This window comes from Curtobacterium sp. Curtsp22 (assembly GCF_059492135.1).
In genome coordinates this window covers 3,546,721-3,568,519 of sequence record NZ_CP168519.1, presented here as the reverse complement: position 1 = coordinate 3,568,519, position 21,799 = coordinate 3,546,721, and the positions used below count along the sequence as shown (strand labels likewise).

Below are 21,799 nucleotides of genomic sequence, written 5' to 3'. Positions count from 1 at the left end.
ACGGACGTCAGTCGGTCGTGGGCTTCTCGCCGCGCTGGAGCGACTCGACCACGTCGACGGCCCCGCTGACGAGGTCGGCCTGGTCGTCGCCGGCCGGCACCCGGTAGTCCGCGGAGACGCCGTCGCCACCCGTGCCGCTCGTCGGCAGCGGGTCCCCCAGCGACACCACGACGACACCGGCGTCGTGCGCCGCCTGGATGACCCCGGTCAGCGCCGAGGCGTCGACCGCCCGCACGAGCAACGCCTTCGCGCCCGTGCGCACGAGCTGGTCCACCGCGGTGCGCTGCGCGGCGGCGGACCCGTCGGCCGGTGCGACGCGGACGTCCGGGGCGAAGCCGGCGTCGGTCAGTCCGGCCCGCAGGTCGGTGCCGAGCGTGTCCTGCCCGGGTTCGAGGACCACGCCGATGACCGCGTGCCGGTCGAACCCGCCGTCGGAGCTGGTCAGGTCCGTGCTCTGCACCGGCGTGGGCGCGGCCGACGTCGTGCCCTGGCAGCCGGCCAGGGCGAGGGCCGCACCGATGACGACGGTGGCGGTGACGACGCGGAGGAGCACGACCGCCACGCTACCCGCCCACCGCGACGACGGACGGTGCCGGGACGGGGCCGAGCCGACGGACCGCGGCGACGGCGAGCACCGCGATCAGGGTCATGCCGCCGAACACGAGCGGGAACGACACCGCGGCGTCGGCACCGCCCGTCCCGATGAACAGCAGCCCGGTGACGGCGAGCCCGATCACGCTGCCCGAGGCGTCGGCGATGGTCAGGGCCGAGCTCGCGAACCCGTCGTCGCCCTCGCCGGAGAAGCGCAGCGTGAGCATCGAGGTCCGCGGGTAGATCGCCCCCATGCCCGCGCCGCCGACGAACCACCCGACCACGAGCAGCCACCACGGCAGGCCGAACGTGGCGACCGTCAGCGCCGTGAGCAGGCTGACGAGCACGAGCGCGAGCCCGATCGCGAAGGTCCGGGTCGCGGTGAGCCGGTCCTCGCCGAGCCGTCCGTGCAGCCAGCTCGACCCGGCCCAGCTGAGCGCCGCGACCGTCAGCGCGAGTCCCGCTGCCGAGGCGGACAGGCCGTCCTTCGCCTGCAGCAGGAACGGCACGTACGCCTCGCTGCCGAAGAACGCGGCGGCGACGAGCCCCCGCAGCAGGATCACCGACGGCAGCCCGGGGGCGGCGCGGAAGGTGCCGGCGGGCAGCAGCGGGCGGAGTGCGGACCACGTCCCGACGAGGCCGATGAGCACGGCGGCGCCCCGCGCCCACGCGCCGAGGTCCGGGGCGACGTTGAGCAGCAGGATCGCCACCGCGGCGGCGACCGACCAGCCGATCCGGGACCGCTGCCACGCCGGACGGAGCTCGGGCGCGGGTGGGTGCAGCCGGCCGAGGGTCGGGACGAGCAGGGAGAACGCGCCGACCGCGATGACGAGTGCACCGGCGAACACCCAGTGCCAGTTCCAGACGTCGGTGACGATGCCCGCGAGCGCCGGACCGACGAGCGCCGGCACCACCCACGCGGCGGCGAACCCGGCGAACACCGGGCCGTGCAGGTCGGCGGGGAAGATCCGGGCGACGAGGACGTAGAGCACGACGTCGATCGCGCCGGCGCCGAAGCCCTCGACGAGCCGGCCGACGAGGAAGACCTCCATCGTCGGGGCCAGCATGACGACGGCGGTGCCGACGGCGAAGAGGCCGGCCGACACCCACGCCACGATGCGCCCACCCGCGCGGTCGGTCCAGTTGCCCGCGAGGACCATGCCCGGCACGCCGGCCGCCAGGGGTGCGGCGAAGGCCAGCGCGTAGAGGGTCTCGCCGTCGAGGTCGCGGCTGATCTCCGGCATGACGGTGGTCATCGCCAGGTTCTGGAACGCCGCGACCGCGACGATCGCGACCATGCCGACGGTGGCGAGGGCGTACGGTCCGCTGAACAGGCTGGTCCTCGTCGCCGCGGTGCTCACCCGATCATCGTAGGGCCGCCCACCGACGGCCCGCGGTGCGTCAGCGCGCGAGCGCCTGCTGCAGGTCCGCCACGAGGTCGCCGGCGTCCTCGATGCCGACGGACAGGCGCACGACGTTCTCCGGCACCGCCAGCTCCGTGCCCTTCACCGACGCGTGCGTCATCTCGGACGGGTACCCGATGAGCGACTCGACCCCGCCGAGCGACTCGGCGAGCGCGAACACCTCGGTCGACTCCGCGAAACGGCGCGCTGCCTCGGGTCCACCGCTCAGCGCGACCGAGAGCATGCCCCCGAAGCCGCGCATCTGGCGTGCCGCGACCTCGTGGCCGGGGTGCTCGGCGAGCCCTGGGTAGTACACGCGCTCGACTCCCGGTGCTCCGACGAGTGCCTCGGCGACCGCCTGGGCGTTCCGCGAGTGCCGCTCCATCCGGACCGCGAGGGTCTTGATGCCGCGCGTGGTGAGGAACGCGTCGAACGGCGACGAGATCGCCCCGGCGCCGAACTGCAGGAACTGCACCTTCGCGGCGAGCTCCTCGTCGGCGAGCACCACGGCGCCGCCGACGACGTCGGAGTGGCCGCCGAGGTACTTCGTCGTCGAGTACACGACGACGTCGGCGCCGAGCGACAGCGGCTGCTGCAGGTACGGCGACGCGAAGGTGTTGTCGACGACGACCACGGCACCGGCCGCGTGGCCGATCTCGGCGAGCGCGGCGATGTCGGCGATCTTCATGAGCGGGTTCGTCGGGGTCTCGACCCAGAGGACGGTCTGCGCCGGAGCACCCTCGAGCGCGGCACGGACGCGGTCGGTGTCGCTCATGTCGACGACCACGAGTTCGACGCCCCACGGCACGTGCAACCGGCTGACCAGGCGGTGGGTCCCGCCGTACACGTCGTTGCCCATCACCACGCGGGCACCGGGGACGAGCGTTGCGCGCAGCAGGGCGTCCTCGGCGGCGAGCCCGGACGCGAACGAGTACGCCGCGACGCCGCCGTCGAGGTCCGCCAGGAGGGTCTGCAGCGAGTCGCGCGTCGGGTTGCCGGCGCGGGAGTACTCGTAGCCGTTCCGCATGCCGCCGACACCGTCCTGCACGTACGTCGACGTGAGGTGGATCGGCGGGATGACGGCGCCGGTGGGGCCGTCGGGCTCCTGGCCGGCGTGGACGGCGCGGGTGCTGAACTCGGTCATGCGGGCTTCGTTCCTCGTTGGGTCGGGGCGTCACGCGGGACGCGGGTCACTCGGACAGGTAGGCGAGCAGGTCGTGACGGGTCAACACGGTGACGGGCTTACCGTCCTCGACGACGAGCAGGGCGTCCGCCGACTCGAGCGCACGTCGCGCCGACGAAACCGACTCGCCGACACCGATGAGCGGGAGCGGGTCGCCCACGAACCCGGACAGCGCGTCCGTCATCTTCGCGGCGCCGGTGAAGACCTGCTCGAGCAGGTCCTTCTCCGCCACCGCGCCGACGACCTCGCCGATGACGACGGGCGGTTCGGCGCTGAGCACGGGCATCTGCGAGACGCCGTACTTCGTCATGATGTCGACGACCTCGCGCACGGTGTCCGCCGGGTGGGCGTGGACGAGGTCGGGCAGCCGGCCGTCCTTGCCCGCGATGAGCGACCCCACGGTGCGCTCGTCGTCGGTCTCGGCGAAGCCGTAGGAGCGCATCCACCGGTCGTTGAAGATCTTGCCGAGGTAGCCGCGGCCGCCGTCCGGCAGGAGCACCACGACCACGTCGTCCTCGGTGAGGTCGCGGGCGGCTCGGAGCGCGGCGACGACCGCCATGCCGCTCGAGCCACCGACGAGCAGGCCCTCTTCACGGGCGAGCCGACGGGTCATCGCGAACGAGTCGGCGTCCGACACGGCGATGATCTCGTCGGGGACCCCGGGGTCGTACGCGGTCGGCCAGAAGTCCTCGCCCACGCCCTCGACCAGGTAGGGGCGACCGGTGCCGCCCGAGTAGACGGAGCCCTCGGGGTCGGCGCCGACGATGCGGACACGGCCGTCCGAGGCCTCCTTCAGGAAGCGTCCGGTACCGGAGATGGTGCCGCCGGTGCCGACACCCGCGACGAAGTGCGTGATGCGCTGCTCGGTGTCGCGCCAGATCTCCGGACCGGTGGTCTCGTAGTGGCTGCGCGGACCGTTCGGGTTCGCGTACTGGTTCGGCTTGTAGGCGCCGGGGATCTCGCGCACCAGCCGGTCGGACACCGAGTAGTACGACTCCGGGTGCTCGGGCGGGACGGCGGTCGGCGTGACGACGATCTCGGCGCCGTACGCCGTGAGCACGTTCCGCTTGTCCTCGCCGACCTTGTCGGGCAGGACGAACACGCAGCGGTAGCCGCGCTGCTGGGCGACGAGCGCCAGGCCGACGCCGGTGTTGCCGGAGGTCGGCTCGACGATGGTGCCGCCGGGACCCAGGTCGCCGGAGGCCTCGGCCGCGTCGATGATCCTGGTGGCGATCCGGTCCTTCGACGACCCACCGGGGTTGAGGTACTCGACCTTCACGAGGACGGTCGCGCGCACCCCCTCGGTCACCCGGTTGAGCTTGACGAGCGGGGTGTCGCCGACGAGGTCGACCACGGAGTTCGCGTAACGCACGCGGTCGAGTCTAGGCGGCGGACACCGTCTTCCGCTGGGATGCGACGTGGGCGGACACCGCCGCGGAGACCTCCTGCCGGCGGCGGTCGATGACCTCCCCCATGTCCCGGGCGAGCGCCGGCGTGCCGCGCACGATCTGGTCGAGCGCGGTGGCGGGCACGACCAGCACCGCGACCTCGGTGAGCGCGACGGCGGTGGTGAGCAGCGCCTCCCGGGTCAACGCCGTCTGCCCGAGGTAGTCGCCGGTCTCGACGCGGGTCGCCGGCAACTCGGCGTCCTCGAACGGGACGCGCAGGTCGACGCTGCCGGACAGGACGAACCGGACCGCGTCCGGCACCGTGCCGGCCGTGACGATCGTTTCGCCGGCGGCGTACCGCTCGAGCCGGACGAGCGGTGCCAGCGCGGCCCCGTCGTCGCCCGTCAGGTACAGCGTGGGCGCGATCGACGCCAGGGCGGCGTCCCGACGCTCGTCGGTGACGAAGTCGTCGGTCGTGTCGCCGTCGAGGCCGAGCCCTGCGCGCCGGGCGGCGTACCAGAGCCACATCCGGAACTGGGCGAGCGCATCGTCCTCCTGCGACGGTCCGCGGACCTCGAAGGACACGGTGTACGACGATCCGCCGGTCGGCACCGCCACCGGCTGCGTGCCGGGGTACCGCTGGGGCAGGCCGGACGCGACCCGCTGCAGCAGGGCGACCACCGCTGCCGGAGGGTCGTCCGTCGTGAACGTGACGTCCGTGGCGACCGGGAACGTGCCTCCTGTCCGGCTGAGGTTCGTGAACGACGCCCCTGCCAACGAGGAGTTCGGCATGATGAGGATCCCGGCGCCCGTGTCGATGTGCACCGACCGCCAGTTCACCTCGACCACCCGGCCGCGCACGCCACCGGCGTCGAGCCAGTCCCCCAGCCGGAACGGCTGCTCGAACAGCAGGAACAGCCCGGCGATCACCGGACCGACGGCGGACTGCAGCGCGAGGCCGATGACGAGCGAGCCGACACCGAGCGCGGTGAAGATCCCGCCGACGTCCGCACCCCAGACGATCTTGAACACCAGCGCCAGCCCGAGCGCGATGAGCACGATGCGGGCGATGTCCACGAAGATCGACGGGATCTTCTCGCGCCAGGTGCCCTTCCGGGCGTTCGTGAACAGGACGATGTTCAGCCCGTTCAGGACGAACACGATCACGAGGAACCCGAGCACGGTGCCGATGATCTGGTTCACCACGGGCTTGCCCGGGTCGACCGCGTCGGTGACCTGGACGGACAGGACGAGGATCGCGATGATCGGCACCACGGCGTTCCGCAGCAGTCCGACCACCTTGTGCAGCGAGTTGCCGCGTCGCTCGAGGTTCGACTGCAGCTCGGTCAGGACGAGCAGCAGCAGCGGCAGGCCGACGATGACGCTGATCGCCGGCCAGAACCACGGCTGCTCCCAGAACGCGGTCACGACGCCGCTCCGGTGCGCTCGAGCTTCCAGACCCGCTGCGGGCCGGCCTGCGTCTGCACCTCGCCGGCGTCCTGCACGCCCCCGCGGTCGCCGAGCTTGTCGACCACGCGCTGCGTCGCGTACACGCCCGGCGCCGGGGCGATCCCCTGCACCCGGTACGCCAGGCTGACGGCGTCGCCCCACATGTCGTAGACGATGCTCGAGCGCCCGACGAGCCCGCTCGTGACCTGGCCGGTGTCGATGCCGGCGCGCAGGCCGATCTTCGACCCGTGCTGCGCGTTGAAGCGCTCGAGCACGCCCTGCGCCTCCTCCGCCCAGTCGACGACACGGCGGACGTTGTCCACGCGCGGGACGCTCAGGCCGCAGCTGGCGAGGTACCCGCTCCGGGTCGTGCGCACCCGCTCGACGCCGTGTCGGGTGGCCGCCTCGTCGAGGGAGCGCCAGACGTCGTTGACGAGGGACAGGGACTCCTCGGCGGTGAGGCCGGCGGCGAACTCGTCGAACCCGATGATGTCCGCGTAGACGACGGCGACGTCCTGGTGGTCGGCCGCGATCGTCTCGTCGCCCTGCTTGTACCGACGGGCGACCTCCTCCGGCATGAGCGTCAGCAGCAGGGTGTCGTTCTGTCGCCGCTGCTCGTCGAGCAGGTCCTGCTTCACCTGCAGGCTGCGGCTCATGTCGTTGAACGCGAGACCGAGGTCGCCGATCTCGTCGCCGGCCTTCGTCTGCACCTCGACGCCGAGGTCGCCGGACGACACCCGGTTCACCGCCGTCTGCAACCGCCGGATCGGCCGGACGAACACCTGGGCCAGCAGCAGCGACAGCAGGCTGACGAGGACGATGATGCCGACGAGCGCGAGGCCGATGTTCCGGGCGAAGTCGTTCACCGGGGCGAACGCCTCGGCCGTGTCCATCTGCGCGACGACGACCCAGCGGAGCCCGTCGACCTCGAGTGGCGCGTACGCCGCGAGTACTTCCTTCCCGCGGTAGTCCGTCGAGATCACCGTCCCGGACTTCCCCTGCAGCGCCCGTGTCACCGGGGTGGTGTTCACCTCCTGCAGGAGCACGGATCCCTTCACCGCGACCTGGCGGGCCGCGGTCGACGGCGCCGTCCCGGCAGCGACGACGTCGCGCTGGTACTGCTTCGGGTGCTCGATGAGCTGGCGCGGGTACGACCGCATGAGGTGGTCGGCACCGACGAGGTACGACTCCCCGGTGTCCCCGAGGCCGTCGTCCTTCCACTGCTCGTTGCCCGTCATGACCTGCGTGATGAGGTCGACCGGCACCTGGACGGCCATCACCCCGATGATCTTGCCGTCCTCCCCCACCGGCGACATCACCCAGAGCGTCGGGACGTTGAGGCTCGGCACGTACCGCGCGAAGTCCGTCACCACGAAGTCGTCCGAGCTCGTCAGCTGCAGGGCCTGCTGGTACCCGGTCGCGAGGTTCGAGTCGCGGTAGGGCCCGCTCTCGAGGTCCGTGCCGAGGTCCGCGCCGGAGTACGCCGAGTACACGACGTCCCCGTCGGTGTCCATGAGCAGGAGGTCCTCGTACCCGGCGGCCTCGACGGCCTGCTTGAAGTACGGCTGGTACTCGGCGTGCGCCGCTGACCACGCGCTGCCGTCACCGGCGTCGTCCTGGCCGATGGCCTCGTCGTAGTCGGTGAACGGCGCCGTGTACCGCGCCTGCAGGTAGGCCTGCGGGTCCTCGGTCGGCGTGAACTGGTCCGGGTTGGCGGTGCCGCCGCTTCGGTCGTCGAGCTGCGGGACGAAGGAGTCCCGGTACCAGTCCTCGACCTGCGTGTGGTCGTCGTCGGACACCGGCCGCGACTGCAGGTCGTTCCACCCCGACTCGAACGCCTTCGTCGCGCCGATGACGCTCTCGTTGCGGGTCTGCGCGACGACCGTCTGGGTGAACTGGCCGAACGAGCGCTGCAGTTCGGTGATCCTCGCCTCGCGCAACGAGGTCACCTGGTTGAACGCCGCGGCCTCGAGCGAGCTCCGGCCGTTCAGGTAGCCGACGACACCGACGACCAGCGCCGCCACGATGCTCACCGCGAGGAGCATCACGAGGAGCCTGGACTGGATGTCGAGGGAGCCGCTCGTGAGGAACGCGCGGAACTTCCCCTTCTTGCGGGGCGCGTCCTCGACGACGCGTGGTGCATCGGGGGCGATCGGGCCCGTCGGCGGGATGGGGTCGGACGTCGGTGGGACAGCTGTCACTTCGGACTCCGCTCAGGGGCACGGTGCGCTTGTGTGGTTCCTTCACAGCTACCACGCGAGCATCGTTCGTGTCCGTCGGGTCGACCGGAAAACGCCGTGGTCGCGACCAGGCGTCGGACGGGAGGCGCGGTGCGGGCCCGCACCGCGCCTCCCGTCCCGCCTGCGGTGCGCCTGGTGCGCGCTCGGCTGGTGCGCGCTCGCCTGGTGCGCGCTCGCCTGGTGCGCGCTCGCCTGGTGCGTCAGCTGCCGACGGCGTCGGCGGGGGCGTTCTGCTGGTGGTGCAGCGTCGCGTAGGTGCCGTCCCGTTCGAGGAGCTCCTCGTGCGTACCCTGCTCGACGATCCGCCCGTGGTCGAGCACGAAGATGACGTCGGCGTCGCGGATCGTCGAGAGCCGGTGCGCGATCGAGATCGTCGTCCGGCCGGCCGCGGCGTTGTCGAGCGCCGTCTGCACGACGCGCTCGGAGATCGAGTCGAGGGCGCTCGTCGCTTCGTCGAGCACGAGCACCGGTGGGTCCTTGAGCAGCACCCGCGCGATCGCGATCCGCTGCTTCTCGCCGCCGGACAGCCGGTAGCCGCGCTCCCCGACGACCGTCTCGTAGCCGTCCGGGAACGAGGCGATCGTCTCGTGGATGTTCGCCGCCCGCGCGGCCTGCTCGATCTCGTCGTCGGTCGCGTCCGGCTTGGCGTACCGCAGGTTGTCGCCGATGGTGGCGTGGAAGAGGTAGGTCTCCTGGCTGACGATGCCGACGTGGCGCATGAGGTCCTCGTGCGCCAGCTCGCGGACGTCCTGTCCGGCGAACCGGACCGAGCCCGCGGTCGCCTCGTACAGCCGGGGCACGAGGTACGACACGGTCGTCTTCCCCGCACCCGACGGCCCCACGAACGCGGCGAACTGACCGGGCTGGAGCTCGAACGACACCCCGCGGAGGGTCGGCTTGTCCGCCTCGCCGTCCGGGTAGGTGAACGTCACGTCGTCGAAGGCGACGTGCCCCACCCGCGACTCGTCGACGGGCTTCGCCGTGGGCGGGTCCGTGATCGCGGGCTTCAGGTCGAGGTACTCGAAGATGCGTGCGAACAGCGCCCCGGAGGTCTGCAGGTCGAGGACGACCCGGAGCAGACCGACGGTCGGGAACAGCAGCCGGGACTGCACGGTGGTGAAGGCCACGATCGTGCCGGCCGTGATCGGCACGTCGCCGATGATGAGGTACGCGGCGACGACGTAGATGATCGCCGGGATGATGGACAGGAAGATCGACACGATCGCGAAGAACCACTGCCCGGACATCTGCTGACGGACCTGCAGGCGGATCTGGTTGCGGTTCTCGTTGCCGTACCGCTGCGTCTCCGCACGCTGCTGGTTGAAGCTCTTCGCGAGCAGGATGCCGGAGACGCTCAGTGCCTCCTGCGTGATCGCGGTCATGTCCGACAGCGACTCCTGCGTCTGCGCGGCGATCTTGGCACGGACCTGGCCGACCCGTCGCTGCGCGATCACGAGGAGGGGCAGCAGGACGACCGCGACCAGGGTCATCTGCCAGCTGAGGAGCAGCATCGCGACGACGGCGGCGATCACCGTCACCGTGTTGCCGAGGATCGACGAGATCGTGTTGTTGAGGACGCTCGCGACGCCACCGACGTCGTTCTGCAGGCGGGACTGGATGACACCGGTCTTCGTGCGGGTGAAGAACGCGAGCTCCATGCGCTGGAGGTGTCCGAACAGCCGCATGCGCATCGCGCCCATGACCTTGTTGCCGACCGTCGCGGTGAGGTAGGTCTGCCAGACGCCGATCCCCGCGCTCGCGATCCAGAGCACCACCATGGCACCGACGAGGACGTACAGCACGGGCAGGTCGGGCCCGCCGCCGCCCTTCGGGAAGAGCCCCTCGTCGAACGCCCGCTGGGTGAGGAGCGGCGGGACGACGGAGATCGCGGCGCCGATCAGCACCAGCACGACGGTCAGGATGATCGCGTTCCGGTGCGGCACGAACAGCCCGGCGATGCGCTTGAGGAGGTTCGGGATCTTGGGCGCCTCGGCGTTGGCGGCCTTCTGCGCCTCGAAGTCGCCGCTGGAGATCCGGCCGCCACCGCGACCGCCACCACCGCCGCCGCCGCGCATCCCGCCGTGCATGCTCACGACGCGTCACCCCGATCCATGCTGCAAACCTAGCCCCGGGGTGGGACATCGGGCCGCCGTGGCTCATTTGACCCCGTTCAGGGGGCATGCGACCATTTCCCGTCCCCTTCCCCGCACCACTCGAGGTCCCATTGACGTCCGCGCCCACCCGCCCCACGTCCCTCCGCGCACAGCTCGCCCGACGGAAGCCGATCGAGCAGCTGCAGGCCGAGGCCTCGGCGGGGGTGGACGGCGAGCCGCTCCGGCGGTCGCTCGGGGTCTGGCACCTCACGATGATCAGTGTCGGCGCCACGCTCGGCACCGGCATCCTCGTCGTCCTCGGGACCGCCGTGCCGCTCGCCGGTCCCGCGGTCTGGATCTCGTTCGTCGTCGCCGGTGTCGCCGCCCTCCTCTCGGCGCTGTCGTACGCCGAGATGGCGGGTGCCGTGCCGACGTCCGGGTCGAGCTACTCGTACACCTACGCCACCATGGGCGAGGGCATCGCCTGGGTGTGCGGCTGGTGCCTCGTGCTCGAGTACGCCGTCTCCGTGGCCGCCGTCGCGGTCGGCGCGAGCGAGTACGTCGACGAGACCCTGCGGGTGTTCGGGCTGCACCTGCCGACCGCACTGTCGGCGCCTCCGGGCGAGGGCGGCATGGTCAACCTGCCGGCCGCCGTCCTGGTGCTGCTCGCCACGGCGATCCTGCTCCCGGGTGCGCGCGAGAGCGCCTGGGTGAACACGGTCATGGTCATCGTGAAGATCGCCCTGCTCGTGTTCTTCGTCATCGTGGCGTTCTCGGCGTTCCAGGCGCAGAACTTCGAGCCGCTCGCACCGATGGGTGCCGCCGGGGTCACCGCGGCCGCGTCCCGGCTGTTCTTCTCGTACATCGGGTTCGACGCCGCGTCGACCGCCGGGGAAGAGGCGAAGAACCCGCGGCGGGACCTCCCCCGCGCGATCATCGGGTCGATCGCGCTCATCACGGCGCTGTACATCCTCGTCGCGATCGCGGCCGTCGGCGCCCGCTCGTGGACGTCGTTCTCGTCGACCGAGGCCTCGCTCGTGCGCATCGTCGTCGACGTCACCGGAGCGCCGTGGGTCGCCCTGGTGTTCTCGATCGGCGCCGTCATCGCGATCGCGAGCGTCGTGCTCACCGTGCTCTACGGGCAGACCCGCATCCTGCTCACGATGGCCCGCGACGGACTCGTACCGAAGGTGTTCGGCCGGGTGTCGCACCGCACCGGCACCCCCGTCTGGAACACCCTCATCATCGGGGTCGTCGTGACGATCGTCGCCGCACTGGTGCCGCTCGGGGAGCTCGCGGACGCGACGAGCATCGGCACGCTCGTGGCGTTCGCCCTCGTGAACGTGTCGGTCATCGTGCTCCGTCGGACCCAGCCGTCGCTCGAGCGGTCCTACCGCGTGCCGCTGTTCCCCGTCGTGCCGATCGTCGGCGCGCTCTGCTGCGTGCTGCTCGCGGTGTTCCTCGGCGTCGGCACCTGGATCGCCTTCGGCATCTGGATGGTCGCCGGCGCCGCGCTCTACCTGGCCTACGGCCGCCGCCACAGCACGCTGCGCTGACGCGCGCGGCCCGCCCGCCGGCCCGCCTCTTCCGCGAAAGCGACAGGTTCCCGCCGGGCTTCGGCGCGAAAGTGTCGCTCTCGCCGCACAGACGTCGAGCCTCGGCGGCAGCGTGTCGCTTCGGCGGGTGATCACAGGCGTCGCGGTCATCGACACGGAACGCCGTGCGTGCGGAACAGCGCCCGCAAGCGCTCCGGGTCGACCAGGTGTGACCAGTCCGCGCGGACGACGCCGTGCACCTCGCGTCGGGACCGGATGCGATCTTCGCGGCGCTTCTCGGCCCACAGGACATCGTGCGGGTCCCGACCGCCGAGCATGCGCGGGTCCTCGTACTTCTGGCGCCCGTCGAACTCGATCACGATGCCCTGCCGCGGAAGCCAGAAGTCGACCCGATCCACCGTTCCGTCTGCGTGGACGAACTCGTGCTGCGGTTCGAGGTCGGGACACCCGAGCTCTGCGGCGCGGGCCGCGAAGTAGGACTCCCCGACCGACTCGTGGCGCACGTCGGCGATCGCGAAGGCGTGCTCGAGACGCGTGGATCCCCACGGTCCGGCTTTCGACGCGAGGCGTTGCAGCTCGACGAGCCGCTCCCCCCGACGGAGCGCGTGGTCGATGGCCACGACGGCGGCAGAGAGTGAACCGCGACGGGCGATCTCGATCGTGGTCGCCGCGAGCGAGGCGTACGGGACACCCCAGAACAGACGTCCGGACCGCAGCGCGGTGCCGGCGCGCAGCGTCAGGTCGACGCGGTGCACATCGTGGTCGAGCGACGGCACCACCGCTCGGACGCGGGTGGTCCACGGGTCGATCCTCGGCAGACCGTGCACGGCGGCCGCTGACTCGAAGGCGAACACGGCGCCCGGGCGGAGCAACGGGATGGCCGAGCGCATGCGGACGAGGTGCAGTGACCGACCGTCGAGCGCGTCCCACGCAGCCCGTTCGACGTACACACCGTGGCGAACCCGCACCAGCTCGTCCGCAGCGCGCCGACGTTGGAGGTGTCGCCCGGCCGCTCGGTCGAGCCGGGTCGTACGGAACAGTTCGATCGCGTTCGCAGGGTGCATGACGGCACCTTGTCGTCTTGGACGCGCGTGGAGGCGGTCCTGCGCCGATCTGTGGACAGGTGCCGTGCCTCCTGGCCTGCCCCGCTCGTGCGCCCAAAGCGACACTTCACAGCTGAGTCGCTACGAGGGTGCCGCCGAAGCGACACATTGGCGCGTGCATCCGAAGGCAGAGTGTCGCTTTCGCGGAAGCGCCCCGCAGCCCCGCCGCCGGCCCGCACGCCGGACCGCCGGCCGTAGCCCCCGCACGCGACGAAGGCCGCCGCCCCGAGGGGCAGCGGCCTTCGTGACCGAACGGTCGAGACTACGCGAGCTCGATCGTGGCGCCGGCGGCCTCGAGGGCCTCCTTCGCCTTGTCGGCCGTCTCCTTGTTGACACCCTCGAGGATCTTGGCGTCAGCGGTCTCGACGAGCGCCTTGGCCTCACCGAGGCCGAGCGACGTCAGGCCACGGACCTCCTTGATGACCTGGATCTTCTTGTCACCAGCGGACTTGAGGACGACGTCGAACTCCGACTTCTCCTCAGCGGCCTCGGCCGGGGCACCGGCGGCGGCCGGAGCGGCAGCGGCGACCGGGGCGGCCGCGGTGACCTCGAAGACCTCTTCGAACTTCTTCACGAAGTCCGAGAGCTCGATGAGCGTGAGCTCCTTGAAGGCCTCGATGAGCTCGTCCTGCGAAAGCTTCGCCATGATTTTCTCCTACTACTAGCTAGATCGTGTGGTTGTGGAACGCGAGCCTGATCAGGCCGCGGACTCCTGCTTCTCGCGAAGGGCGTCCACGGTGCGGACGGCCTGCGAGAGGGGGGCCTGGAACAGGTACGCAGCACCGAACAGCGAGGCCTTGAAGGCGCCGGCGAGCTTGCCGAGCAGGACTTCACGGGACTCGAGGTCGGCGAGCTTGTCCACCTCGGTCGCGGAGAGCGGGTTACCGTCGAAGTAACCACCCTTCACCACGAGCTCGGGGTTCGCCTTGGCGAATGCACGCAGCGACTTCGCGACGGCGACGGTGTCACCGTGGACGAAGGCGAGAGCGGACGGACCGGCGAGCTCGTCGTCGAACGACGAGATGCCGGCGTTGTTCGCCGCGATCTTGGTCAGCGTGTTCTTCACCACGGCGTACGTGGCGTGCTCACGGATCGAGTTGCGGAGCTCCTTGAGCTGCGCGACCGTGAGACCGCGGTACTCGGTGAGCAGAACGGCGTTCGAGCTACGGAAGGACTCCGTGAGCTCGGCGACCGCAGCTTCCTTGTTCGCCATGGTTCTCCTTGGGGTTCTTGCCGGCAGCCCCAGGACTCCACCACATGAAAAAAGCTCCGGCGCAGAGGCTCGGAGCTGCTCCCCCGCGAACGGAAGGAGTGGTTCGGAACACCTGCGCGGGCTGCCTCATGAGTGAGGACCTTCGTTCGCGCTGCGAGCAGCACGACAACCGGCGGTCTTTGGCTTCGAGAACTGTAGCACGGCACGACGGTCGCGACCAACCGTCGGACGGGAGGCTCGGTGCCGGCCCGCACCGCGCCTCCCGTCCGTCAGTCGGTGGCGGACGGGACCGGGGTCGCCGACCAGTCGTCGGTCGCGTCCCCGGACGCGGAAGCGGAAGCGGAAGCGGAAGCAGAAGCAGAAGCAGAAGCAGAAGCAGAAGCAGAAGCAGACGCGGCCGACGCCGCGTCGGCCGCCGGCCGCTCCGACGGCAGGTGCACCGTGAACACGGTGTCCCCCGGCTCGCTCGTCACGTCCACGGACCCGCCGTGCGCCTGCACCACCGCGTCCACGATGGCGAGCCCGAGCCCCGTCGAGCCCGCGGTGCGCGAGCGGGAGCTGTCGGCGCGGGCGAACCGCTCGAACAGCTTCGGCAGGAACTCGGGGTCGATGCCCTGCCCGGTGTCCCGCACGGTCAGGTCCACGCCGGTGCCCGAGGCCGACGGCGCGAGCCCCACGGTGATGCGGGTGCCGTCCGGGGTGTGGGTCCGGGCGTTGGTGACGAGGTTGACGATCACCTGGTGCAGGCGCGCGGCGTCGCCCACCACCGTCACGGGGGTCGACGGGACGTCCACCTCGATCGGGTGGTCCGGCGATGCCGCGTGCGCGTCGTTCACCGCGTCGAGCACGAGGCCGGTGAGGTCCACGTCGTCGAACTGGATCTCGCGGCCTTCGTCGAGTCGGGCGAGCAGCAGCAGGTCCTCGACCATGCTCGTCATGCGCTTCGACTCGGACTCGATCCGGCTCATCGCGTACACGACGTCCTTCGGCAGGTCCGCACCCATCCGACGGGTGAGCTCGGCGTACCCACGGACCGATGCCAGGGGCGTCCGCAGTTCGTGCGACGCGTCGGCGACGAACTGGCGGACCTTCTGCTCGGAGCGTTCGCGGGCCTGCATGGCGCCGGCGATGTGGCCGAGCATCCGGTTGAAGGCGCTGCCGACGCGGCCGACCTCGGTGCGGGGGTCGGTGTCGGGCACGCGGACGTCCTGCAGGGCGTCGCTGCGCTCGAGCGGCATGCGGGCGACGGTCGAGGCGGTCTCGGCGACCCGTTCGAGCGGCCGCAGGGACCGGCGGACGACGACCGCGGCGACGACGGACGCGGCGACGAGCGCCGCCGCGACGACGATGATCACCACGAGCAGCAGCGACCGGACGCTCTCGTACACGGGCGACATCGGGAGTCCGACCACGAGCACGGCGTTGCCGAGCACCGGGTTGTCGACCTGCACAGCGGCCACGCGGTAGCGGCCGAGCGATCCGCCGAGGTCCATCGTGGCCGGGTCGACGCCGACCTTGACGTTGCCCAGGCGGTCGAGCTGCGTCGTCGTGAGCTGCAGCCGCGAGCTGTTGTCGGTCAGCACGATCCCGCCCGCGCCGCCACCGGAGAAGTAGTACGCGGTGAGGGTGCCGGCCGCCTGGCCGAGGGGCTGCAGGGCGTCGTCGTTCGGGCGCTGCCCGTTCGGGTTCTGCTGTCCCTCGCCGAACTTCGTGCTCGCACGGTCGGTCGCCTTCGAGAGCTGGCTGTCGATCGTGCCCGTCTGGATGGACGCGAGCGCGATGATGCTCCCGGCACCGATGACCGCACTGACGGCGACGACGAGCGCGACGATGCTCAGGACGAGCCGACGACGAAGGGTCACTGCACCGACCTCAGGACGTGGGCTTGATGACGTACCCGACGCCGCGCACGGTGTGGATCATCGGGGTCTCGCCCGCGTCGATCTTCTTGCGCAGGTAGGAGATGTAGATCTCGACGACGGAGGACTTGCCCCCGAAGTCGTAGGACCACACGCGGTCGAGGATCTGCGCCTTCGACAGCACGCGGCGCGGGTTGCGCATCAGGAAGCGGAGGAGCTCGAACTCGGTCGCGGTCAGCTCGATCGGCCGACCGGCGCGGGACACCTCGTACGACTCCTCGTCGAGCACCAGGTCGCCCACGACGATGCGCGAGTCGCCGGCCTCGGAGATCGAGATCTGGGAGCGACGGATGAGCCCGCGGAGCCTCGCCACGACCTCTTCGAGGGAGAAGGGCTTCGTGACGTAGTCGTCGCCGCCCGCGGTGAGACCGGTGACGCGGTCCTCAACGGAGTCCTTGGCGGTGAGGAACAGCACGGGGGTGTCGTCGTTGTTCTGCCGCAGCCGGCTGAGCACCTGCAGACCGTCGAGGTCCGGCATCATCACGTCGAGCACCATCGCGTCCGGCTTCCACTCGCGCGCCGTGCTCAGCGCGTCTTGGCCGCCGTTCGCGCTCTTGACGTCCCAGCCCTCGTAGCGGAGCGCCATGGACAGGAGGTCGGTGAGGCTGGCCTCGTCGTCGACGACGAGGATGCGCAACGGTGTTCCGTCGGCACGCGTGAGGCGCGGGGCTGCTGCAGGCTGGGAGATGGTCACGTCTTCGAGTATCGAGAGTTTCCTATGAGCGGTCTGTGGGGCGCCCCTCCGCGCTCTGTGGATTCCCGAGCCGGCGCACGGCGCCTGCTCCGTACCGTGAGTGCCATGCTCCGATCCTCGGCCTGGCCGGCCTCCGCCCGATCCGTCGACACCGCGCGCATCGAGGAGTCCGCCCGGATCGCAGGCGGTCCCGGGAGGCGCGGCGCGACCCCGGCGGACCGGCTCGCGTTCGCGCGGTCGGTCGCCTCCACGGCCCCGCTGCTGTCCGCGGGGACGGCCGGTGGCTCCTTCGCCGCGCTCGCTGCCGTCGCGGCCGCGGACGTCGCCCTCGCGCGCACGGTCGAGCCGCACCTCGACGCGCTCGGCATCCTCGCGCAGGCCGGGGTGGACGCTCCGGAGGGGTCGACGTGGGGCGTGTTCGCCGCCGAGGGCCCGGGGCTGCGGCTCACGGCGACGTCGGGCGGCTCGGGCGGCTCGTTCGCGCTCGACGGCACGAAGCCGTGGTGCTCCCTCGCGTCGAGCCTCTCGAACGCGCTCGTCACCGCCCACGTCGGGGACGAGCGGCAGCTGTTCGCGGTGGACCTCCGGCAGGACGGTGTGACGGTGCACGACGAGGCCTGGGTCGCCCGTGGCATGCCGGACGTGCCGAGCGGCCCGGTCGACTTCGACGGGGTGCACGCGACGCCCGTCGGCGCTCCCGGCTGGTACCTCACACGTCCGGGGTTCGCCTGGGGCGGGATCGGTGTCGCGGCGTGCTGGTGGGGCGGCGCGGTCGGACTCGCCCGGGTCCTCCGCTCCCTGGTGGCGTCCCGGCCCGGGTCCGAGCTGCTGCAGGCCGCCCTCGGCGCGACGGTCGCCGACCTCGCCGACGCCGAGGACGCCCTCGCCGACGCCGCGGCCCGGATCGACGGCGCGGGCACCGACTCCGGCGCCGCGGCCGCCCCGATCTCCGACGACGACTGGTCGCTGCTCGCCCAGGTCGTGCGCTCCCGGGTCCGTCGGGCGGTCGACGCCGTCCGTGAGCGCGTCGTGCGGACGATCGGCCCCGCTCCCCTGACCTCAGACCCGGTGGTCGCCGCGCGCGTCGCCGACCTCGAGCTCTACGTGCTGCAGGACCACGGCGAGCGGGACCTCGCCCGTACCGGTCGCTTCGTCGTCGAGCGAGGCGGTGTCGCGTGGTGAGCTTCGACCACCGCGAGCCGGGCACCGACCCCGCCGACTGGACGCCCTTCCTGCGGTCGGTGCCCTCGCTGCCGGTGCGGCTCGACGGGGTCGCCGCGGTCGTGGTCGTCGCACCGCACCCCGACGACGAGACCCTCGGCGCCGGCGGGCTGATCGCGTCCGCCGCGGACGCCGGTGTCCCCGTGCACGTGCTGCTCGTGACCCGCGGCGAGGGCTCGCACCCGGACTCGCCGACCACCTCCCCCGAGCGGCTCCGGACGATCCGGGACACCGAGTTCCGGGCGGCGCTGACAGCACTCGCCCCCACGGCGAGCGCGACGGTCCTGGACGTCCCGGACGGTGGGCTCCGCGAGCACCCGGAGGTGCTCCGCACGGCGCTCACCGAGCGGGTCGGGCCGGTCGACGGTCCCGTGCTCGTCGTCGCGCCGTGGCGTGGGGACGGGCACCGGGACCACCGCATCGCGGGCGAGGTCGCCGCGGACGTCGCCGCGGGCACTCCGGGAGCGGAGCTGCTCGAGTACCCGATCTGGGCGTGGCACTGGGACGAGCCGTCCGATCCCGCGGCACCATGGGACCGGGCCCGGTCGCTGGCGCTGTCGTCGGCGGTCCTGGACCGGAAGCGCGCTGCACTCGACGCCTACCCCTCGCAGACCCGGCCGCTCTCGCCGGCCCCGGGCGACGAGGCGATCGTCGACGCCCGGCACGCCGCGCACCACCTGCGGCCGACCGAGTGGTTCTTCGCCGTGTCCGCGGTGCAGTCCTCCCGCTCCCGGGAGTCCTTCGACGCCCACTACGAGCGGAAGCCGGAGGGCTGGGACTTCGAGGGCTCCTGGTACGAACGGCGGAAGCGTGCCGTAACCCTGGCGGCGCTCCCCCGCGAGCGGTACCGGTCCGCGCTCGAGCTCGGCTGCGCGACGGGGGTGCTGACGGCCGCGTTGACCGAGCGCGCCGACACCGTGCTCGGGACCGACATCGCCGCGGCACCACTGGAACGTGCCCGGCTGCGTGCGCCGGCCGCCCGGTTCGTCCAGGCCGAGCTGCCGTCGGAGTGGCCGGACGGTCGATGGGACCTCGTCGTGGTGTCCGAGGTCGGGTACTACCTGTCGCCGGCGGACCTCGACGCCACGATCGACCGGGTGCTCGGTTCCCTCGACGACGACGGTGTCCTCGTCGCCTGTCACTGGCGGCACCCCGACGACGACGCCGTGACCTCGGGCGACGCCGTGGACGCCCGGATCGCCGAGCGGTGGCCGCGGCCCGCGCTCGTCCGGCACGTCGAGGAGGACTTCGTCCTGAGCGTCTTCCCCGGTCCGGCGGTGGTCTCCGTCGCGACGACGGAAGGGCTGACCCCGTGACGCTCCCCGCACGCGTCGACGTCGTCGTGCCGGCGCACGACGAGGAGGACGGCATCGGCGGCTGCGTCGAGGCCCTCGCCGACGCGGTCCGGGTCCTGCGGCGAGCGCACCCCACCGTCGAGGTGTCGGTCGTGGTCGTCCTGGACGGGTGCACGGACCGGACGGCGTTCGTCCTCCGGTCGGCGGCGGCCGCGGACCCGCTCTGGACCGAGGTCCCCCTCGAGGTCGTCGAGACCGCGCACCTCGGCGTCGGACGAGCACGGGCCGTCGGGACCACCCGTGCCCTCGCGACGGGCCCGGAGCCGTCCGAGCGGTGGACGGCCCACACGGACGCCGACTCCCGCGTCGACCCGGGCTGGCTCGTGCAGCAGGTCGAGGCCCACGCCGACGGCGCGCACGTCCTGGTGGGGGCGGTGGTCCCGGACCCGGACGACCTCGACCCCGTGGTCCTCGCCCGGTGGACGCACGCGCACCCGCCGGGGTCGACGCTCGGCCACGTGCACGGTGCGAACCTCGGGCTGCGGGGGGACGTGTGCCTGGCGATCGGCGGCTTCGACCCGGTGCCCGAGCACGAGGACGTCCGGCTCGTCGAGCGTGCACGAGCCCTCGGGTTCGACGTGCGTGCGACGACGGACCTCCCCGTGGTGACGAGCGGCCGGTTCGACGGTCGGACACCCGGTGGCTACGCCGAGCACCTCCGCCGGACGTACGGCGACGCCAGCTGAGGCTTCATCGGAAGTTCTTGGGATCCCGCAGCACCGCTCATCGACTGCCTCCCTACGGTCTCCTCGACCCCAACACCGAGGAGAACCATGTTCCTGACCTACCTCAGGCGCGAACTCACGAACCGCAAGAAGCAGACCGTCATCATCGCGATCGGCATGGCGCTCGCCATCGCCCTCGTGGTCATCGTGTCCTCGATCGCGGGCGGCGTGAAGGCCGCGCAGGCGAGCGTGCTGCAGTCCGTCTACGGCGTCGGTACCGACATCACCGTGACGAAGACCGAGACCCCGACCGGCTCCGCCACCGGGCGTCCGAGCTTCGACTTCGGCAGCCAGGGCAGCTCCGGCAGCGGCAGTGGTTCAACCGACCTGTCGCAGTCCCGGCTCGCCGTCTCCCGCGGGTCCAGCACGCTCAGCGCGTCGGACGTGCAGACCGTCACGAGCACGAGCGGAGTGAAGGCCGCGACCGGTGTCCTGACCCTCGAGAACAGCACGTTCTCGGGCCAGGTGCAGCAGCAGTCGGACAGCAGCAGCAGCTCGAGCGACAGCAGCGGCACCGGGACCCAGCAGGGTCCTCCGAGCGGCGGTGAGGGCGGCGGCTTCGGCGGCGGGTCGTTCAGCGTCGACTCGTTCACCGTCACGGGCATCCCGGTGTCCGGTGACACCGTCGGGCCGCTGACGAGCACCGAGCTCACGAAGGGTCGCGCGTTCACGTCGGCGGACGCGGGCAAGGACGTCGTCGTGCTCGACGCCGCCTACGCGAAGAGCGAGTCGAAGGCCGTCGGCGACACCGTCTCCATCGGCGGGAAGGACTTCTCGGTCATCGGCATCGTGTCGTCCACCGGCTCGTCGTCGACCACCGGTTCGAACACGTACATCCCGCTGGACACCGCGCAGTCCCTGGCCGACCTGGACGGCAAGGTCACCTCGATCTACGTCTCCGCGTCGTCCTCGTCGGACGTCGGCACGATCAAGTCCGCGCTGCAGAAGCAGCTCACCAGCGCCACCGTCTCGACCGAGGCCGACCTCGCGTCGAGCGTCTCCGGCTCGCTGAGCACCGCCTCGAGCCTCGTCTCGAACCTCGGCACCTGGCTGTCGATCGTCGTCCTCGCGGCGGCGTTCCTCATCGCCATCCTCTTCACGATCTCCGGCGTCACCCGACGCACGCGGGAGTTCGGCACCCTCAAGGCGATCGGCTGGTCGAACGGCCGCATCACGCGCCAGGTCGCCGGCGAGTCCCTCGTGCAGGGCATCATCGGCGGCGTGATCGGTGCGGCCGCTGGTCTCATCGGCATCCTCGTCGTGAACGTCATCTCCCCGACGATCTCGGCGAGCGCCTCGTCCACGACGAACCGCGGCGGCATGGGCGGCGGCGGGATGCCCGGCGGCGCGGCGACGGCGGCGGCCGGCAGCGGCACGACCGGTGGTGCCCCCGCCGGTGGGTTCGGCGGCGGCGGTGCGAGCGCGGCCTCGACGACCGACGTCGTCCTGCACGCCCCCGTCACCGTCGAGGTGATCCTGCTCGCGATCGGCCTCGCCGTGCTCGGCGGCCTCATCGCCGGCGCACTCGGCGGCTGGCGGGCGAGCCGGCTCCGTCCGGCCGAGGCACTGCGGAGCGTGGCCTGATGCCCGGGCCGACCACCGGCACGACCCCCGTCGTCGCCGGCCCCGACAGCACCGCATCGACACCGGAACCGACAGGAGCCCC

The 21,799-nt window shown here is 71.7% G+C and carries 17 protein-coding genes; 5 read left to right on the top strand and 12 right to left on the bottom strand.

The window, feature by feature from the left end:
• Window positions 1–7: 7 nt before the first annotated feature.
• The 7 genes from ACEN8D_RS17355 to ACEN8D_RS17325 all read right to left on the bottom strand — a co-directional run bounded on the left by ACEN8D_RS17355 (window position 8) and on the right by ACEN8D_RS17325 (window position 10,341).
• On the bottom strand, window positions 8–553 hold the full coding sequence (locus ACEN8D_RS17355) for a sugar ABC transporter substrate-binding protein (RefSeq protein WP_413398814.1): 546 nt from the start codon (window positions 551–553) through the stop codon (window positions 8–10).
• 10 nt (window positions 554–563) lie between these two features.
• Window positions 564–1,952 (bottom strand): MFS transporter, encoded by a 1,389-nt coding sequence (locus tag ACEN8D_RS17350; protein ID WP_413398815.1) that lies wholly within the window; start codon window positions 1,950–1,952, stop codon window positions 564–566.
• Between the two features lie 40 nt (window positions 1,953–1,992).
• Window positions 1,993–3,138, bottom strand: a complete 1,146-nt coding sequence (locus ACEN8D_RS17345) for a cystathionine gamma-synthase (RefSeq protein WP_309780002.1) — start codon at window positions 3,136–3,138, stop codon at window positions 1,993–1,995.
• A 46-nt stretch (window positions 3,139–3,184) separates the two neighbouring features.
• A complete protein-coding gene (locus ACEN8D_RS17340; RefSeq protein ID WP_070418392.1) occupies window positions 3,185–4,549 on the bottom strand; it encodes a cystathionine beta-synthase in 1,365 nt (454 codons plus the stop codon).
• Window positions 4,550–4,559: 10 nt separating this feature from the next.
• Window positions 4,560–5,993 carry a mechanosensitive ion channel domain-containing protein gene (locus ACEN8D_RS17335; protein ID WP_413398816.1) on the bottom strand — a complete coding sequence of 478 codons (1,434 nt, stop codon included), beginning with the start codon at window positions 5,991–5,993 and terminating at the stop codon, window positions 4,560–4,562.
• Window positions 5,990–8,215, bottom strand: a complete 2,226-nt coding sequence (locus tag ACEN8D_RS17330) for an adenylate/guanylate cyclase domain-containing protein (RefSeq protein WP_413398817.1) — start codon at window positions 8,213–8,215, stop codon at window positions 5,990–5,992. The genes ACEN8D_RS17335 and ACEN8D_RS17330 overlap by 4 nt, the downstream gene beginning before the upstream one ends.
• 239 nt (window positions 8,216–8,454) lie before the next feature.
• Window positions 8,455–10,341 (bottom strand): ABC transporter ATP-binding protein, encoded by a 1,887-nt coding sequence (locus tag ACEN8D_RS17325; protein ID WP_413400147.1) that lies wholly within the window; start codon window positions 10,339–10,341, stop codon window positions 8,455–8,457.
• A 92-nt stretch (window positions 10,342–10,433) separates the two neighbouring features.
• On the opposite strand from ACEN8D_RS17325, the gene ACEN8D_RS17320 reads away from it, so the two are divergent.
• Window positions 10,434–11,903 (top strand): amino acid permease, encoded by a 1,470-nt coding sequence (locus ACEN8D_RS17320; protein WP_413461367.1) that lies wholly within the window; start codon window positions 10,434–10,436, stop codon window positions 11,901–11,903.
• A gap of 146 nt (window positions 11,904–12,049) precedes the next feature.
• On the opposite strand, the gene ACEN8D_RS17315 is transcribed toward ACEN8D_RS17320, so the two are convergent.
• From ACEN8D_RS17315 to ACEN8D_RS17295, 5 genes are all read right to left on the bottom strand, one after another.
• Window positions 12,050–12,967, bottom strand: a complete 918-nt coding sequence (locus ACEN8D_RS17315; protein WP_413398751.1) for a hypothetical protein — start codon at window positions 12,965–12,967, stop codon at window positions 12,050–12,052.
• A 301-nt stretch (window positions 12,968–13,268) separates the two neighbouring features.
• Complete coding sequence (gene rplL / locus ACEN8D_RS17310) at window positions 13,269–13,652, bottom strand: 50S ribosomal protein L7/L12 (protein ID WP_022907351.1); 384 nt, start codon at window positions 13,650–13,652, stop codon at window positions 13,269–13,271.
• 51 nt (window positions 13,653–13,703) lie between these two features.
• Window positions 13,704–14,219 (bottom strand): 50S ribosomal protein L10, encoded by a 516-nt coding sequence (gene rplJ / locus ACEN8D_RS17305; protein ID WP_070418388.1) that lies wholly within the window; start codon window positions 14,217–14,219, stop codon window positions 13,704–13,706.
• A 269-nt stretch (window positions 14,220–14,488) separates the two neighbouring features.
• A complete protein-coding gene (locus tag ACEN8D_RS17300; protein ID WP_413398752.1) occupies window positions 14,489–16,081 on the bottom strand; it encodes a sensor histidine kinase in 1,593 nt (530 codons plus the stop codon).
• Window positions 16,082–16,091: 10 nt separating this feature from the next.
• Complete coding sequence (locus tag ACEN8D_RS17295; protein WP_031274250.1) at window positions 16,092–16,832, bottom strand: response regulator transcription factor; 741 nt, start codon at window positions 16,830–16,832, stop codon at window positions 16,092–16,094.
• Between the two features lie 105 nt (window positions 16,833–16,937).
• Here ACEN8D_RS17295 and ACEN8D_RS17290 point away from each other — a divergent pair, with 105 nt between their 5' ends.
• From ACEN8D_RS17290 to ACEN8D_RS17275, 4 genes are all read left to right on the top strand, one after another.
• The gene (locus tag ACEN8D_RS17290) at window positions 16,938–18,014 is read left to right on the top strand and encodes an acyl-CoA dehydrogenase family protein (protein ID WP_413461366.1); all 1,077 of its coding nucleotides are present in this window, start codon (window positions 16,938–16,940) and stop codon (window positions 18,012–18,014) included.
• Window positions 18,008–19,369 (top strand): PIG-L family deacetylase, encoded by a 1,362-nt coding sequence (locus ACEN8D_RS17285; RefSeq protein WP_413399780.1) that lies wholly within the window; start codon window positions 18,008–18,010, stop codon window positions 19,367–19,369. Before ACEN8D_RS17290 ends, ACEN8D_RS17285 begins: the two co-directional genes overlap by 7 nt.
• A complete protein-coding gene (locus ACEN8D_RS17280; protein WP_070418384.1) occupies window positions 19,366–20,094 on the top strand; it encodes a glycosyltransferase family 2 protein in 729 nt (242 codons plus the stop codon). Before ACEN8D_RS17285 ends, ACEN8D_RS17280 begins: the two co-directional genes overlap by 4 nt.
• 87 nt (window positions 20,095–20,181) lie before the next feature.
• Window positions 20,182–21,717, top strand: coding sequence for an ABC transporter permease (locus ACEN8D_RS17275; RefSeq protein ID WP_495601084.1), 1,536 nt, complete (start codon window positions 20,182–20,184; stop codon window positions 21,715–21,717).
• The last annotated feature ends 82 nt before the right edge of the window (window positions 21,718–21,799 follow it).